Raw genomic sequence first — 18223 nt, forward strand, 5'->3', positions numbered from 1 at the left:
TAACATCCGTTATATATTGTTTCCCTAGATTGAAAAAATATTTTGTCATGACTTTTTACTGCATATTTCACGATTCACAATCCATAATTAGCTAAGCGCTGAACAGCATTTCATAATTGGCCTGCGCTGAACTTAATTTCGCAAATCATAATTGGCTTGCGCCGAACTTTGTTTTTCCGTTCTTAATTCTCAATTCTCCATTAATAATGTGCTTGCCGTATTATATTTTTTCGTAACTTTGCAGACCACAGCAGATTTTTATTTTTCTGCAAAATTACGACAAATAGAGATGGATAATAAAGAAATAAATAAAAACAACGAGTTCGTAAGACAGGTGGCTGAGCAGAAATATGAGTTCGGCTTCACCACCGACGTGCATACGGACATAATCGACGTGGGTCTTAACGAGGACGTGGTGCGCCTGATTTCGCAGAAGAAGGGCGAGCCCGACTGGATGCTCGACTTCCGCCTGAAGGCCTACAACTACTGGAAGACGCTGGAGCAGCCTACCTGGGGACACGTGAACGTGCCCGAGATAGACTATCAGGCTATATCATATTATGCCGACCCGCTGGCAAAGAAGAAGGACGAGGGTAAGAAAGAGATTGACCCCGAGCTGATGAAGACTTTCGACAAGCTGGGCATTCCGCTCGAAGAGCGCCTTATCCTTAGCGGCCAGACGGCCGTGGACGCCATTATGGACTCGGTGTCGGTGAAGACTACTTATAAGGAGAAGCTGGCCGAGAAGGGCATCATCTTCTGTTCTATCGGCGAGGCGATAAAGGAACATCCTGACTTGGTAAGAGAGTATATCGGCACGGTTGTGCCTTACCGCGACAACTTCTTCGCAGCATTAAACAGCGCCGTGTTCAGCGACGGCTCGTTCGTCTACATACCAAAAGGCGTGCGCAGCCCGATGGAGCTTAGTTCTTATTTCCGCATCAACGCAAGAAACACGGGCCAGTTTGAGCGCACGCTGATCATTGCTGAGGACGACAGCTATGTGTCTTATCTCGAAGGCTGTACTGCTCCTATGCGCGACGAAAATCAGCTTCATGCCGCCATCGTTGAGATTATCGTAAAGGACAACGCCGAGGTGAAATATTCTACGGTGCAGAACTGGTATCCGGGCGACGAGAACGGCAAGGGCGGAGTGTTCAACCTCGTTACAAAACGTGGCGACCTGCGCGGAGTTAACTCAAAGCTGTCGTGGACTCAGGTAGAGACAGGCTCGGCCATCACGTGGAAATATCCGTCGTGCATCCTGCGCGGCGACAACTCTGTGGCTGAGTTCTACAGCGTAGCCGTTACCAACAATTATCAGGAGGCCGACACGGGTACGAAGATGATTCATTTGGGAAAGAACACCAAGAGCACTATAATAAGCAAGGGCATCAGCGCCGGACACAGCCAGAACTCTTACCGCGGACTGGTGCGCGTGTCGCCTAATGCCGACAATGCCCGCAACTATTCGTCGTGCGACTCGCTGCTGCTGGGCAGCGACTGCGGTGCCCACACGTTCCCGTATATGGACATACACAACGACTCGGCGATAGTGGAGCACGAGGCAACGACGAGCAAGATAAGCGAAGACCAGCTGTTCTACTGCAATCAGCGAGGCATACCTACGGAGCAGGCCGTCGGCCTTATCGTCAACGGATATGCCAAGGAGGTTTTGAACAAGCTGCCTATGGAGTTTGCCGTTGAGGCTCAGAAGCTGCTCAGCGTGTCGTTGGAAGGCACTGTGGGATAGTCCTTCAAATTAAGAATTAAAGATTAAAAATTGACGGGTAGTGCCGTAGGGGTTTATCGGTTCATCAACGATATATATTAAAAATATTATTATGATGAATACAAGACCATTGATTGTTTTAGCCTTGCTGCTTTGTCTGTCAAGACCTGTGGCAATCGCTCAGGACGATGACTCGCGGCGATGGGCAATAGACTTCAGGCTAAGTCCTGTAAAGCCGGTTGTGTCGCTCAACGAAACTCCTGACAAGTATTACGACCCTTTGAAGGCAGGCGGCGGTCCTAACTTCTCTGCTCACATAGAGTATTTCATTCCGCAGACAGGCTTCTCTGTTGTCGGCGGCTATGACCACGAAGTGATGGACTTCTACTCAGGCGACGTGTCGGCCGATCTGTCGCAGATTATGCTTGGCGGCCGCTGGTATTTCCTGTCAAAGTCGTGCCCGCTGCAGCCTTATCTCGGCGTAAGCACCTTCTGGAACGTTGCCGGGCGCAAGGATGCAGGTACGATAAGCATGTCGGGAATGTATGGCAGCTATGAGCGCAAGTATAGCGTGAGCAGCCCTGTGCTCAGTGTGGCGCCGGTGGTGGGTCTCGACATATATCTGTTTTCGTGTGTGGCTCTTGAAGTTGACTACGGCTTCCGCATGGCTGTCGACGGACACACATCGTCGCAGACGACATTCGGAAAGGACACAACACCCTATGCAATGCGCTCGCTGATGCACCGCCACGCGCTGTCAGTGGGACTGAAAGTTACGTTCCCGTTCAAGTTTACAAACAGTGATGTCACCGGACTGCTGGACTCTCTGCTGACATATCTATATCTGAAATAAACAATCACGGCAGGCGCAAGCCGTAAGGCCGGAATAAATTATAAGCAAGAATTATGTTAGAAATAAAAGACTTACACGCCAAGATTGGCGACAAGGAAATATTGAAGGGCATCAACCTCACCATAAAGGACGGTGAGACACATGCCATAATGGGACCTAACGGTTCGGGCAAGAGTACATTGAGCGCCGTGCTGGTCGGTAATCCGCTGTATGAGGTTACGTCAGGCTCGATAACCTTCAACGGCAAGGACCTGCTCGAGATGAAGCCTGAGGACAGGGCACACGAAGGACTCTTCCTTTCGTTCCAGTATCCCGTGGAGATTCCGGGCGTGTCGATGACCAACTTCATGCGTGCCGCCATAAACGAGAAGCGCAAGTATGAGGGCAAGGAGCCGCTCAACGCAGCCGACTTCCTGAAGCTGATGCGCGAGAAGAGAAAGATTGTTGAGCTTGACAGCAAGCTGTCTAACCGCTCTGTGAACGAAGGTTTCAGCGGCGGCGAGAAGAAGCGTAACGAGATTTTCCAGATGGCAATGCTCGAGCCGAAGCTCAGTATCCTGGACGAGACTGACTCTGGCCTCGACGTAGACGCGCTGCGCATTGTTGCCGAAGGCGTCAACAAGCTGCGCACGCCGGAGTCGAGCTGTATCGTCATCACTCACTATGAGCGCCTGCTCGACATCATCAAGCCCGATATCGTTCACGTGCTCTACAAGGGACGCATCGTAAAGACCGCCGGTCCGGAGCTGTCGAAGGAAATCGAGGCACGCGGATACGACTGGATTAAAGAAGAGGTGGACTGAATTTAATTCATAATTGGCTGATGCCGAACTTCGTTTCACAATTCATAATTCACAATTGGATTGCGCTGAACTTCGTTTCATAATTCACAATTCTTAATTCGTAATTTATAATTAATATACGGATGGATAGCGAAAAACAATATATAGACCTTTACAACCAGTGCCGCGACATGATATGCGCGCACAGCTCAGCGCCGCTCAACGCCGTGCGCGATGCTGCGTTCGACGACTTCAAGCGGATGGGATTCCCGACAAAGAAGGTCGAGAGATATAAATACACCGACATTCCGTCGCTATTTGAGCCCGACTACGGCCTTAACCTCAACCGCCTTAACATTCCGGTTGACCCGTATGAGGCTTTCAGATGCGACGTGCCTAACCTCAGTACATCGCTCTATTTCATAGTGAACGACGGCTTCTATGGCAAGTCTACGCCTAAGGGTCAGCCGCTTCCCGAAGGAGTGATTGTCGACTCGCTGGGCAAAGTGGCTGCCGAAAGGCCAGAACTGATAGAGAAATATTATGCCAAGCTGGCAAAGACTTCTGAAGACGGCATAACGGCTCTCAACACAATGTTGGCACAGGACGGACTGCTGGTTTATGTGCCCAAGGGTGTTGTGGTAAGCAAGGCCGTGCAGGTAATCAACATCCTGCGCTCTGACGTCGACCTGATGGTTAATCGCCGTGTGCTGATAATAGTGGAGGAGGGGGCTGAAATCAAGCTGCTCTTCTGCGACCATGCCGCCGACGACCGCCGTTTCCTCACCACGCAGGTTATCGAGGCTTATGTCGGCGACAATGCCGGACTTGACCTCTACTGCCTTGAGGAGACTCACGCAAAGAACGTTCGCGTGAGCAATCTGTTTATTGAGCAGCAGCGCAGCAGCAGGGTTAACCATAACATAATAACGCTGCACAACGGCATAACACGCAACCGCACCGACCTCGTGTTTGCAGGTGAGGGTGCCGAGTGTAACCTCAGCGGATGTGTTATAGCTGACAAGAAACAGCATGTTGACAACAATACGCTGATAGATCATCGCGTGGCTCACTGCACGAGCAACGAACTGTATAAATACGTTCTCGACGAGAGCGCCACGGGAGCCTTTGCAGGCCGAGTGCTGGTGCGTCATGGCGCACAGAAGACCGACTCGGTGATGCGTAACCAGAACCTCTGCTCAACCAAGGAGGCGCGTATGTACACGCAGCCGATGCTGGAGATATATGCCGACGACGTTAAGTGTGCCCACGGCAGCACCGTGGGTCAGCTCAACGATGCGGCCCTGTTCTACATGCGCCAGCGCGGCATCAGCCTTAAGGAGGCCAAGCTCCTGCTTGAGTTTGCCTTCGTCAACGAGGTCGTAGACGGCATAAAGCTCGAGCCGCTCCGCGACCGCCTGCATTATCTTGTAGAGAAACGCTTCCGCGGCGAACTCAACAAGTGCGAGGGATGCAAGCTGTGCAGATAAAATTCGGTAGTTAGAAGTAGTTAAAGGAGTTAGAGTAGTTAAAGTCATTACCTTTGTTGATGTCGTCATTCTTTATGTAACAATGTTGACTGGAATTTGGCTTTGGCTGCTCTAATTCTGAAAATAAGCTCGGATACTTGCATGTTTTCATCTCTTGCAATATAAAGTTTCAAGGCTTGTTCGCTTTAACTGCTCTGACTTCTGTAATTTACTGAATATTCTCGTTAGTCTTTGGCCACGTTACTTTGTATAAAATTATTTAGGCTATTGACTTTAACTACTCTAACTCCTTTAACTACTTTAACTCCTAAAAAGTATGTTCGACGTAACCAAAATAAGAGAAGACTTCCCGATACTCAGCCGTAAGGTTTACGACCGTCCGCTGGTATATCTCGACAACGGTGCAACAACGCAGAAGCCGCTGTGCGTGCTCGATGCCATGCGCGAAGAGTATCTCAATGTCAATGCAAACGTACACCGCGGCGTGCATTATCTTTCGCAGCAGGCAACCGACCTGCACGAACAGGCACGCGAGAAGGTGCGCAAGTTTATCAATGCAGGTTCGGTTAACGAAATAATCTTCACGCGCGGAACCACCGAGAGCCTTAACCTTGTGGTTTCGTCGTTCTGCGACGGGTTTATGAGCGAGGGCGACGAGGTTATCGTGTCCGTCATGGAGCATCATTCCAACATCGTGCCGTGGCAGCTTCAGGCAGCGCGCAAAGGCATATCGCTGCGCGTGATACCGATGAACGACAAAGGCGAACTGCTGCTCGACGAATACGAAAAGCTGTTCACCGAGCGCACTAAGATAGTCAGCGTTACGCATGTAAGCAATGTCCTAGGAACGGTAAACCCTGTTAAGGAGATTGTGCGCATAGCCCACGAACACGGCGTTCCCGTTATGGTCGACGGTGCACAGAGCACTCCTCACTTTGCCGTTGACGTGCAGGACATTGACTGCGACTTCTTTGCCTTCAGCGGGCATAAGATGTATGGTCCTACAGGCGTAGGCGTGCTATACGGAAAGGAAGACTGGCTCGACCGCATGCCGCCGTATCAGGGCGGAGGCGAGATGATAGAGAGCGTAAGCTTTGAGAAGACCGTGTTTGAGCATCTCCCGTTTAAGTTTGAGGCCGGCACGCCCGACTATGTTGCCACTCACGGCCTTGCCACCGCCATCGACTATATCAGTTCGATAGGCATAGACAACATCTCGCGTCATGAGCAGGAACTCACAAGATATTGCATGGAGCGGATGCAGGAGATAGACGGCATAAGACTCTTCGGCACGGCCAATGATAAAGACGCCGTGGTTTCGTTCCTCGTAGGCGACATCCACCATCTCGACATGGGCACGCTGCTCGACCGTCTCGGCATAGCCGTTCGCACCGGTCACCACTGCGCCCAACCCCTCATGATACGTCTTGGCATACAGGGCACGGTGAGAGCCTCGTTTGCCATGTATAACACAAAGCAGGAGATAGACGTTCTTGTTGAAGGCATAAAGCGCGTAAGCAAGATGTTTTGACTTTAGTATTTACTTTTTATATAATAGAAAAATCCTGGAAGTGTAGAGTTTTATTCTTCCAGGATTTTGTTTGTTTCATGCTTCAAGGGCTATTTCCTCTTAATGCTGCCTTTGATTTTTGTTGCCTTTAGCATGATATTGCTAGACATCTTTGTCTTATAAATGTATCTTGAATTCTTATTAAACATTCTTGGAACGAAATTTCTAATCTTAATGTTATTCTTGGTAGAGATTCCTTGTGCTCCATTAATTTCAAATGTTTCGTATGCACCACCGAGCCAGCCATACTCACCATTAACATAAACGTAATAAATGGTACCAAACACGAACATTTGGGCTTCTTGGTCATATCCGCTTGTATGTTGGTCTGTGACACCAAACAGAAGCGCAGCATCTCCTACATATAGAGGTCCGTATGTCTGATGAGAGAATCCGGTGTCAACATCTTTGAACGAAATATAGCCTTGATCGTCCATAGTGAATGTTAAACTGCCTTCTTGTGTTATCCATGGTTCAATCTTATAGTTAAATGGATTCTTCTTATCCTGATACATTGTGGCAGAGTATGATGGAGTAATATCATTGATTATAGGATTACCTACGAAATTATCACTGCCCTCACCATCTGTTATAAATGCCGGTTGTACATTATGTGTAAATGTTCCAGAATAAACAGGTTGCCAGTCTGCGGCACTTGATTCACCTCCCAATGAGAATTTAAATGGTGTTGCAGAATGATTTTTCATGTTGCCCTGAGCGTCATATGTAACTATAATCATAATATAATTACCGCTTTCTGTTAATTGTGCCTGTATGTCTTCTCCCGATGTAATATAGTTTGACTCTATATTACCATCATTTATGGCTGTTACAATTTCATTTATGTCATCACCTTCTGCAGCGATTACCCATCTTGCAAAAGCGACATCTTTGCCAAGAGTTATTGTACCTTGTACATAGCTGTTGTCTTTTGCATCGGTAAATCTTCCCGTATAGGTGAATGAAGATGTATAGTCGGTTATTTCATACCCTGGCATTGCTATTGCAAACATTCCGTCTGAATTTGTATAATAGGTTGGACTTGTTATCTGTGAAGGTCCAAGCTCCATTAAGAAACTTTGTGCAGGCATGGTAATTATACCATCTTGATATGTTCCGAAATATTCAGGCGCAATCTGCTTTAACGTTTCTACATCGTATCCGTTAAGTACATTTAGTGCAGTTACATAACTGTAAAGAAGAATATTGTCTGAACCGTATTTTCCTGGAAGTATTGTTCCATCTACATAGGCATGAGCTGGATCCGAAACATCGAAGATGATACCATTGTCATTATTAAATGTGATAGCACTTCCATTATACATTTTATAAATTTCCGTATCTTCGCCGTAAGGATTCTTGAGACGGTAACGGCCTTCTTTTAGAGCACTTTTTTGTAGTGGAACTTTGTAGGTTAGAGGTTCTATACCGAAAACAGAAGATATGAGACCTTCACGATAAGTTACTTCTTCTCCTGTATCAATCCATTCTGTAAGACCAGCTGATATTGTGCATGATGAATCTCCGTATGGAGTGGTATAAGCTTCATCTCCAATACTGAGTGTAATGTTTTCATAATATCCATATCCGCATTTGTCTGACAGAAGGGTTTTGGGGTCGTATGCAATATTTATGTCTGCTGTTGTCGCACCGTCTGCAAAAGTCACTGTTGCTGGGACAGTGTAGATACTGCCGTCTTTAGTTACAGCGTTTATTTTTACGGTAAGTTCACCTTCGCTCTGAATACGGTTTATCTGTACCTGAAAACTGTTTTTTGCAGGATCCAAGTCGTAATTTGAGGCAAGGGTTGTTTTAAAATATACCTGTTCACCCTCGGCTGTTGCAGCAGTATGCTCATATTCTTCGGTACATGACCCCATAACGAGTGCAAGCGCCACGAAAATGAACATCGTGCAATAACTGAATATTTTATTCATAATATTGTCTATTTAAATTATTTCTATTTATTTTGCGTAGTTATTTGCCGGGTCAGGGTTGTTATAATATCTTACACCGGCATTATTTGTCTCTTCTGAGCGTACTATAGCCCAGTTCATCCATGCAGGACGTGAAGTAGTCTTGAATTGTGCCCGAGATTCTATGTTGACAGATGTAGTCTTGTCAACAGCATAGCCTAGGCGTTTAATGTCGAAGAACGACTGGCCTTCACCCCAAAGCTCAATTTGTTTCTGGAAAACAATTTCTTCTATAATTTGGTCTTGGCTTGTACCTTTAAAAGAATACTTCGTGTCACGTGACAGCATGAAGGTTTCGAGCAATTTCTTTCCACGTTCAGCGTCTTGGTGAGCAGCAGCTTCAGCTTCAATGAAATACATTTCTTCAATTCGCATTATCGGGAATGCCGTGACATTTCCTGCTGTATAGTCGCTAACGTTTCCACCGGCAGGACGGAATTTAGTTGAAGTATAATCTTCAAGAGCTTCGCCTATTTCTGCATCGCAATATGTATTCTTTCCATACAGTGAAGAACCTTCTGGAGCTTTAAACATAAGTTTACGCCAGTCAGTATTGCTCATTTTATTATAAGTAGCTGAAGGAATCTGTGGAAGAACACCAGCTCCTCCCATTGACAGAGGACCACTGTATCCATACGTGTTTTCTGATGTCATGAATGCAGCCCAATTCATAAGATTGCTGACATTGCCGCGTGAATAAGTTGCTCCCCACATCCATTTTGTAGCATCGTTGAATCCTGTAGTTATGTTGAGTGCCTCTTCCTTTGTCATTGGCTGTGACGTAGAGGCATCTATTGCCATGCGTGCATATTTTTCAGCCATAGGATAGTTTTCCATCCACATATAAAGACGTGCATAAAGACCATAAACGCAGTCGATCTTAGGTACGGATGTGCTTGATATTTTCAGTAGGGGTACAAACTTTTCTGCAGCCTGCAAGTCACTGAGGATAAAATTGAACATGTCTTTTTTCTTTGCACGCGGGTTGTTACGTGCTTGCTGTTCTGTTGTCTTCTCTGTTACAATAGGTACTGTCAGACCGGAAATGTCATTTCCCTCTGGACTTATTGGCTTCGTCTTGTCATTTTCAAGGAACTCGTATTCGCGGGCCATATCGAGATAAATCAAAGCGCGGTAGGCAAATGCTGCACCGGCAAGACCTTTTTCAGAGTCAGTTCCGCTTATTGTGTCAACTGCAGCAATAGCGTTATTAGCAGCCAGGACAAAACCTGTTTGATATTGCCACATGAATTGGGCTGTAAGGTATTCGCGTCCCCAATATAAATCATAGTACCAGTTGCCCCATTGGTTGTATTGGTAGCCATTGGGACTGAATGCCAATTCGCCAGACTGTATATCACGAATAATCATCAAACCGGCATATCCGATTGACCAATGGTAACTTGACGTCCATATTTTTGAAAATTGATTGTTCAGACCCATGACAAGTGCTTCTGCACTTTCTTCTGTAGGTGGCACCTGTTCATCGGTAACGCCACTTGTAGGCAGGGTTTCGTCAATACAGCTTGAAAGCGTAAATGACGATACCAAGACCATCAGCATGCTAAGTCCGTATATAAATATCTTTTTCATATTTTTTCTGTTTGTAATTGTTTTTAGAATGTAACTGTTATACCGCCTGATATGGTGCGCATTGCAGAATAGTAGGCAGTTGAAGCTCCTCCTGTTATGCTTTGGCGTGGGTCAAGTCCTTGACGTTTAGACCAAACCCAAAGATTTGTCGCCGTAAGATAGAGTCTTAATTTGCTTATTCCTGCTTTTGCAGTGAACTTGCTGGGCAGAGTATATCCGAAATTGAGGTTTTGCAGACTTAGATATGAGGCATCGGTAAGGAAACGGTCTGAAGTATAGTTGACGTCCTGATCTGCATAGACGATATGGGGAATGTTCGAATTTTTGTTTTCCGGTGTCCATGCATTCAATAAGTCAGCATGGATAGCAGATCCTCCTGTCGCCATGCTCATCATGCTTGCATAATCAGAATCGTAAATTTGACCACCAAGCTGATACGTGAAGTCTAATGATAAATCGAAACCTTTATATGAGAAACGTGTGCCGAAGCCTCCATAGGCCCATGGCAGTGCTGTTCCGCAAAGATATTGTGTGGCATCAGAAGATGATTCTGTCGTTTCTTTGCCTGCGACATAAGTCTTCTTGTTTCCGTATTCGTCTAACACAGGATTCCCGTTTTCATCAACAACGTCTTTAAGGACATCTTTCCAGTAAAGTGCTTTACCTGTTTCGGGGTCAACACCGGCATATTTAGCCATATAGAAAGTGTAAAGAGGTTTTCCTTCACCATAGAAATAGCTGCCGCTTGCATAGCCTTCAACGCCTTCAGAAGTGATTGTTGTCTTGTTTTCATCTGCAATTCTTACAATTTTGTTTTTATAAGCTGTAAAGTTTATGTTTGCGCCCCACTCAAAGTCTCTAGTCCTGAAGATTGTTCCGTCGAGTCCTATTTCAACTCCCTGGTTAGTCATATCTCCAATGTTGTCATAATATCCTGTATATCCGAATGAACCAGGAAGTGAGAACCATGAAAGCATGTCGGTTGTCTTACGGTAGAAATATTCAATGCTGCCGGCAAGACGGCCGCGGAACAGAGAGAATTCGAAACCTGTATTGAAGTTGCCGCCTGTCTCCCATGTTATTTCTTTGTTACCCATAGTGGTACTTGGTATCAGTGAGGCAACTCCGTCTGAAGGTGCTATTGTGTATGTGTTTGAGTAGAGGTAGTTGCCGATGTTGTCGTTACCCTGTTCACCATAAGAAGCCTTGAACTTCAACTCGTCAACCCAAGGAGCCTTGAACCACTTTTCCTTGCTGATAATCCATGCGCCGCCGAATGACCAGAAGTTACCCCAGCGGTGATCCGGATGGAAGCGTGAAGAAGCGTCACGACGATAAGATACTGAACCGAAGTACTTGTTGTCATAGTTATACTGTGCACGTCCGAAGAAACCTTCTGTATTGTAGTCGGTAGTGTACGAATCCATAGTTCCGTCAGTTACAGCTCCTGCCAATTCATCATTGAGGAATGAATACATATTGCTTTTTGATGCAGACAATATGTAAGATCTTGTACGATAATACTCATGACCGAGCATAATCTCAACATCATGCTTGCCGAACAGACGATGCCAATTCAATATTTGCTGATAGTTATATGACCAGTCACGTCCGTGCGATTTGCTTACGATACCGTTTTGTGATGCAAACTGTCCAAAATATGGCTGCTGTGTACTTGTTCCACGGCTCTCATTAAGCATGACACTATTTGTCGTTGTGAATTTAAAGTCTCTTAGGAAACGTATTTCCGCAAATCCTGTAGCATTGAGGTTGTTACCCTCTGCGTAACTCTTGTCAAGCTGATTTGAGCAAATTGGGTTAGAACCTGCAAATACGGAACGCTGTTGGCCGTTAATTTTTCCGTCGCCCCAGTCGTAAGACGGAAGTCCTGTCTGGGCATCTTGTAATATGTTCCCATTTGCGTCGCGGATATAAAGAGGATAAATAGGCGCAATAGAATTTACTGCGAAAATATTTCCGCTTGAACTGCTGCTGCCGTCGTCTCCAAGATAATTTGATACATAGTGTGCATAGCTGAAGTTTGCACCAACTTTAAGCCAATTTCTTATTTGGTAGTCTGCTTTAAGACGACCGGTGAAACGTTCATAGTCAGAACCGATTGTGATACCTTCGTTCTTCAAGTAGCCTGCAGAACCATAGAAAGAACCTTTTTCGTTGCTTCCTGTTGCTGTAATATTATATTCTTGACGAAGACCGTTCTGGAATGTGGCATCACGCCAGTCGTCAGGGAGGAGCATATAAGAATTGCCGTTGTAGTTTACAATGTTTCCTAATGTGGCGTTAGGGTTGATTCTTCCATTTGTTCCAATTAGATATTGTCCTTCTGGAACAGCATAGACATTATAGCCCAATCCATAGGAATTATTGGCGCAAAGGTTGTTGTTTGCCCATATATAAGATTCTCTGTCAGTATGCTTTAAGTATCTGTCTTCTGCTGGCATCCCTTCTTGCCAATTGGGGTTAGGATACCAATCTTTATAGTAATTGTAAAGTGATTTGTAATACGTTTCATAGTATGCCGCAGGGCTGTTTACAGTCTTGTAATATGGAGTGCCTTTTGAATTGGCTCCCCACTTGGCATCAACAGTGATTGATGAGGTGCCTTCGCGGCCGGTCTTTGTTGTGATGATGACAACACCATTGGCACCACGCGCACCGTAAAGAGCTGCAGAGGCAGCATCCTTCAGGACGGTCATTGAGGCGATGTCGTTAGGGTTTATATTCTGAATATCACCATCATAAGGCGAACCGTCAACGACAATAAGCGGTGATGTGCCTGCATTAATAGAACTGATACCACGGATTTTAATGCTTAGACTTTCTTGTCCGGGGGCACCAGTCGCAGAATTGATCTGTACACCTGCAACCTTACCAGTCAATGCTGTTACTGCGTTAGAACTAGAGGTTTTTGTTATTTCCTCTGACTTTACAACCGCTGCAGAACCGGTGAAGGCTGATTTCTTAGCCGTACCGTAAGCAACGACCATCACCTCGTCGAGGTTGGTCTCGTCAGGAGCGAGCACCACGCGTACGCTGTTGCCCTTTACCGTTACGTCCTGATCAACCATGCCGACATAGGTTACTTTCAGCTTGTTGTGCCCTGCGGGCATGCTGATAGAGAACTTACCGTCAGCGTCTGTCACGGCACCGGCGCTGGCGCCCACAACGCGGACAGTAGCACCGATAATCGGCTGACCGTCCTCCTGAGACACCACGGTTCCCGTAACTGCTGTTTGTGCCAGTGCCATTCCCAGTGACAGGAACAGGCAGGCCAAAATCATAGTTAGTCTTTTTTTCATAAATACTCTCTAATTAAATAAATAAGTTACATAATTATCCAAAGGTTTATTGCTGCGGCACTTATGTCTGCTGATGGCTGTTCTGTCACCTGTGGAAGTAAAATTTTCTGTTAATGCCAGAGTCAATCAATAATAGTCATATGTTTAACAGAAGTCAGCTTTAATCAGTGAAAAGGCTCTTTGAGGGCAACCTCAATAAGGAAAGGACATATAGCTACAGGATAAAAAGTTTTCGATAGAAACTCGTCACTCGTCACATCGACGGGTAAAGTGCTGACTGTCAGTTAAATATGGTGTGACGAGTTGCGTCTCATGACTCGTCACACTTGCGTTGATTAACAGTGCCGTGACGAGTTGAGGTTTTAACTCGTCACATCGTAACGGCTTGTTTGTCAATGAATTATGGCCGATTGTGACGAGTGACGAGTTTCTGCGAAAATTTATTATAAGTAAGATCCTGATTACGTAAAAGCTTGCTTACGGCCCTGCGAAACATGGCTTTTTGGCGTGCAATATGTATGCTTTTGCACGATGAAACATGGCTTTTTGTATCTAACAGAGGCTTCTGTCTGTATGGAGCTTGCCTGCTGTTTAAATAAGCATATTGATTTTAAACGGTCAGGATGTTATGTCGTCTTGCATTTTGCGCCTATATAAAAGTCTTGTAGAAACGTTGTGTCAAGTGGCGTTGCAAAGGCTTGTTAGGCCTTATTTTATCAGTAGTCGCAGTTTTGTGGTAGGTAATGTCAAATCTGTTTTGCATAATTTATAGCAGAAAACTTTATGATTATAAGTCATGATTTTGCTTGTCCGGAGCTACATATTGAAATAAATCCATATTTCATTGCGTCAAAAAGTTATTGATAATGTAATCTGTCTTTGCTGTTTTTTGTGCTATGAAACTAAAATTTCTGTATAGGAATGTGGCATGAAATGTGGCTGCCGAGTGTTTGAGGCAGTGCTAAAATACTATAATTTTAAACTTTATATAATACTTTTTGTTGACATTCTGCTCTGTGTTTGCGTTTACATTATGCCATATTGAATCGTTTTTGCTTACATTTTGTCAGTGCTTTGTTTATGTTTATGCAGAAAATATTGCATATTTATCCAATATTGTTATAATTAAGTTAATTACACCTTATTATATATACAATGAACCATAATTACTGCCTGCATTATTTGATGTATTGAAATAGTTTTGTGTCATAATGTCTGCCGGGCGATATTAAATATCAGTAAATAAGCAATTTACATGCATTTTGTGCATAATATCTTAAATATTTGCATGTCAACATAGACGAAACAGATATTAAGCATTATTTAAAGTGTAAAATTTTAACTCAAAAAATGTGCGAATAAACATAATGCAAGCATATAATTAATTATTTATGCATATAGATTTAAATTTCTTTATATGAATGTTCAGGTGTAAATTACCTTTATTTTGATGCATTCTAAAAGTTAAGAAGTGGTGTATATACACTTTATATACAAATCAAAATGAAAGTAAAATAACACTCAAAGTTTCATTTTACATGAATTTTTATGTGATTCTGTCAGATTTATGTTAAAAACCCGACTTAAACCCACTTTTTTTTCTTTCATTTTTTGGACTTTATGAAATAATCTTTATTTTTGCATATTGTAACAAAAGTATAATTTATTTATTTAATTAGAGAGAGTATTTATGGAAAAAAGACTAACTATGATTTTGGCCTGCCTGTTCCTGTCACTGGGAATGGCACTGGCACAAACAGCAGTTACGGGAACCGTGGTGTCTCAGGAGGACGGTCAGCCGATTATCGGTGCTACTGTCCGCGTTGTGGGCGCCAGCGCCGGTGCCGTGACAGACGCTGACGGTAAGTTCTCTATCAGCATGCCCGCAGGGCACAACAAGCTGAAAGTAACCTATGTCGGCATGGTTGATCAAGACGTAACGGTAAAGGGCAACAGCGTACGCGTTGTGCTCGTTCCGGATCAGACCAACCTTGACGAAGTGATGGTCGTTGCTTACGGTACGGCTAAGAAATCAGCCTTCACCGGTTCTGCAGCGGTCGTAAAGTCGGATGACATCGCGAAGATTTCAAGCTCTAACGCAATGTCTGCACTTAGCGGTAAAGTATCTGGTGTGCAGATCAACTCTGCTACAGGTGCTCCTGGTCAGGAGAGCTTCAGCATCCGCATCCGCGGTATCAGCTCTATCAACGCCGGTAACGACCCGCTGATCATAGTAGACGGTGCTCCTTACAACGGAGACATCAACAACCTTAACCAGAACGATATCGCTTCAATGACCGTCCTGAAGGATGCTGCCTCTGCAGCTCTTTACGGTGCGCGTGGTGCCAACGGTGTTGTCATCATCACAACAAAGAACGGCCGCGAGGGTACTTCTTCAATCACTGTTGACGCTAAGTGGGGTGCTAACACACGTGGCGTAGAGTTCTACAATACAGTAGAAAGTCCTGCCGGATATTATGAGGCATACTATCAGTCATTGAAGAACTATCGTACAAGTCTCGGCGATGATGCTGCAACAGCTCACAGATGGGCTCTGAACAATATGTTCTCTGGCGGTTACGACCTTGGCTATAACGTTTACACTGTTCCTGAAGGACAGGACTTCATCGGCCCGAACGGAAAACTGAATCCTAACGCAACACTCGGCCGCGTTATTAACGTTAATGGCACAGAATACCTGCTCTATCCTGATTCATGGCGCGACGCTGCTTATCAGACAGGTGTACGTCAGGAGTATAACGTTACTGCTACAGGAAGCAACGACAAAGGTTCTTTCTATGGTTCTGCAGGTTATCTGAAGAACGAAGGTATCAGTATCGGTTCTGACTATGAACGTTTCACAGGCCGTCTGAAGGCTGACTACCAGCTCAGATCTTGGTTGAAACTTTCTGGTAACTTCAACTATGCTCACTATAAGGCTAACTCACTGGCTGACGATGGTGGCAGCACAGTAGGAAACGTGTTTATGGTTAAGAACATGGCTCCTATCTATCCTCTGTACATCCGTGACGCAGCAGGCAACATCCTGCAGGATTCTAAGACAGGTCTCGCTATGTACGACTGGGGTGATGGCACTGTAACAGGTCTTACACGTCCTACAATGACAGGTTCTAACCCTATCTTCGCTAACTATTTTGACAAGAACCAGAACGAGGGTAACAGCCTCGACGCTACAGGTACAGCTGAAATCCGTTTCCTCGAGGACTTCAAGTTCACATCAGCTAACACTGTAATGCTCGACGAAACTCGATTCACATATACAAACAACCCGTATTATGGTCAGTTCGCTGCCAACAACGGTTCTGTTCAGAAGGCACACGTACGTACATGGGCTTACAACTACCAGCAACTCTTGAACTGGCATCACCTGTTCGACAAGCACGACGTAGAGGTTATGCTCGGTCATGAGTACTACCGTACACGTTATTATTATCTGACAGCATCTAAGAACAATATGTTCTCTGTATTCAACGATGAGTTGGCAGGTGCTGTTAACACTGGTACAATGAACTCTTACACAACTGACTACAACGTTGAGGGTTGGTTCGGACGCGTTCAGTACAACTATGACAACAAGTACTTCGGATCACTTTCTTATCGTCGTGATGCCTCTTCACGCTTCCACCCGGATCACCGCTGGGGTAACTTCTGGTCATTAGGTGGTGCATGGATCATCAGCAAGGAAAAATGGTTCAACGCTCCTTGGGTTGACGAGTTGAAGTTCAAGGCTTCTTATGGTGAGCAGGGTAACGACAACATCGGCAGCTACCTCTACACAGATACATACAGCATTGTTCCTTCTGGCGATGGTGCAGGCGTGAAACCTTCTTCAACTAAGGGTAACGAAACTATTACTTGGGAAAAGAACGGTAACTTCAATACAGGTTTCGAATTCTCATTCTTCCGCGGACGTCTTGCCGGTAGCATCGAGTACTTCTATCGTCGTACAAGCGATATGTTGGCATTCTTCGCACTTCCTGCTTCTTCAGGCTGGAGCGGATACTATGACAACGTAGGTAACATGCAGAACATGGGTGCTGAAGTAGAACTCGACGGAACACTGATCCGTACAAAGGACTTCGAGTGGGGACTCAACCTTAACTTCACTGCTTACAAGAACGAAATCACATCTATCGCTGAAAAGAACAAGACTCAGACTGTTGAGGGTTCTGAAGGTTATGCAAGCGGCAGCTACTTCTATGGTGAAGGCGAGTCACTCTATACATTCTACATGCCTAAATATGCAGGTGTTGACGAGAACGGTAAGTCTATGTTCTATAAAGACAAGCTGGATGAAAACGGAAACATAATTGGTCGTGAGACAACAACAACTCCGGGTGAGGCTACATACTATCTCTGTGGTACAGCTCTTCCATGGGCATACGGAGGTTTCGGAACACGCTTCTCTTACAAAGGCTTCGACCTCGCTGTTGACTTCAACTATCAGCTTGGCGGTCAGATCTACGATTCAGACTATGCCGGCATGATGGGTATCACCAGCAGCGGTAGAGGTAGCGCTATCCACGCTGACTTGCTGAACTCTTGGACAGAAGAGAATCCTAATACAAACATACCTAAGCTGATTATCGACGATACAAGTACAACAACCACTTCAGACCGCTTCCTGATCGGTGCTTCTTACCTGAGCCTGCAGAACCTCAACTTTGGTTACACATTCCCGACAAAGATGACAAGCAAGGTAGGTATCGGCAAACTTCGTGTTTACCTTACAGCTACAAACTTGTGGTTGTGGTCTAAGCGTCAGGGACTTGACCCACGCCAGAGCATTACTGGTGGTGCTTCTTCTGCATATTACTCTGCAATGCGCACAATTTCAGGTGGTATTTCTGTAACATTCTAAAAACATTAAAAAACAAATTGAACAT

General features: G+C 45.2%; 9 protein-coding genes. 6 read left to right on the top strand and 3 right to left on the bottom strand.

The window, feature by feature from the left end; translation table 11 throughout:
• The first annotated feature begins 289 nt into the window (after positions 1 to 289).
• The 5 genes from sufB to ACZMIG_RS04000 all read left to right on the top strand — a co-directional run bounded on the left by sufB (position 290) and on the right by ACZMIG_RS04000 (position 6388).
• Complete coding sequence (sufB, locus tag ACZMIG_RS03980) at positions 290 to 1753, top strand: Fe-S cluster assembly protein SufB (RefSeq protein WP_487889100.1); 1464 nt, start codon at positions 290 to 292, stop codon at positions 1751 to 1753.
• 91 nt (positions 1754 to 1844) lie between these two features.
• Positions 1845 to 2585 (top strand): hypothetical protein, encoded by a 741-nt coding sequence (locus ACZMIG_RS03985; protein WP_487889101.1) that lies wholly within the window; start codon positions 1845 to 1847, stop codon positions 2583 to 2585.
• 53 nt (positions 2586 to 2638) lie between these two features.
• Positions 2639 to 3388 carry a Fe-S cluster assembly ATPase SufC gene (gene sufC / locus ACZMIG_RS03990; protein ID WP_021855938.1) on the top strand — a complete coding sequence of 250 codons (750 nt, stop codon included), beginning with the start codon at positions 2639 to 2641 and terminating at the stop codon, positions 3386 to 3388.
• 122 nt (positions 3389 to 3510) lie between these two features.
• Positions 3511 to 4857: a Fe-S cluster assembly protein SufD gene (gene sufD / locus ACZMIG_RS03995; protein WP_021855937.1), complete on the top strand. Its 1347-nt coding sequence runs from the start codon at positions 3511 to 3513 to the stop codon at positions 4855 to 4857.
• 316 nt (positions 4858 to 5173) lie between these two features.
• Positions 5174 to 6388, top strand: coding sequence for an aminotransferase class V-fold PLP-dependent enzyme (locus tag ACZMIG_RS04000; RefSeq protein WP_053398526.1), 1215 nt, complete (start codon positions 5174 to 5176; stop codon positions 6386 to 6388).
• 89 nt (positions 6389 to 6477) lie between these two features.
• On the opposite strand, the gene ACZMIG_RS04005 is transcribed toward ACZMIG_RS04000, so the two are convergent.
• The 3 genes from ACZMIG_RS04005 to ACZMIG_RS04015 are packed head-to-tail and all read right to left on the bottom strand — an operon-like array spanning position 6478 to position 13316.
• Positions 6478 to 8364, bottom strand: a complete 1887-nt coding sequence (locus tag ACZMIG_RS04005) for a hypothetical protein (protein WP_147630830.1) — start codon at positions 8362 to 8364, stop codon at positions 6478 to 6480.
• A 27-nt stretch (positions 8365 to 8391) separates the two neighbouring features.
• Complete coding sequence (locus ACZMIG_RS04010; protein ID WP_053398528.1) at positions 8392 to 9996, bottom strand: RagB/SusD family nutrient uptake outer membrane protein; 1605 nt, start codon at positions 9994 to 9996, stop codon at positions 8392 to 8394.
• A 23-nt stretch (positions 9997 to 10019) separates the two neighbouring features.
• A complete protein-coding gene (locus ACZMIG_RS04015) occupies positions 10020 to 13316 on the bottom strand; it encodes a SusC/RagA family TonB-linked outer membrane protein (protein WP_484449150.1) in 3297 nt (1098 codons plus the stop codon).
• A 1690-nt stretch (positions 13317 to 15006) separates the two neighbouring features.
• On the opposite strand from ACZMIG_RS04015, the gene ACZMIG_RS04020 reads away from it, so the two are divergent.
• A complete protein-coding gene (locus ACZMIG_RS04020) occupies positions 15007 to 18198 on the top strand; it encodes a SusC/RagA family TonB-linked outer membrane protein (RefSeq protein ID WP_302352709.1) in 3192 nt (1063 codons plus the stop codon).
• Positions 18199 to 18223: the final 25 nt, after the last annotated feature.

This window comes from Xylanibacter sp. (assembly GCF_057607445.1).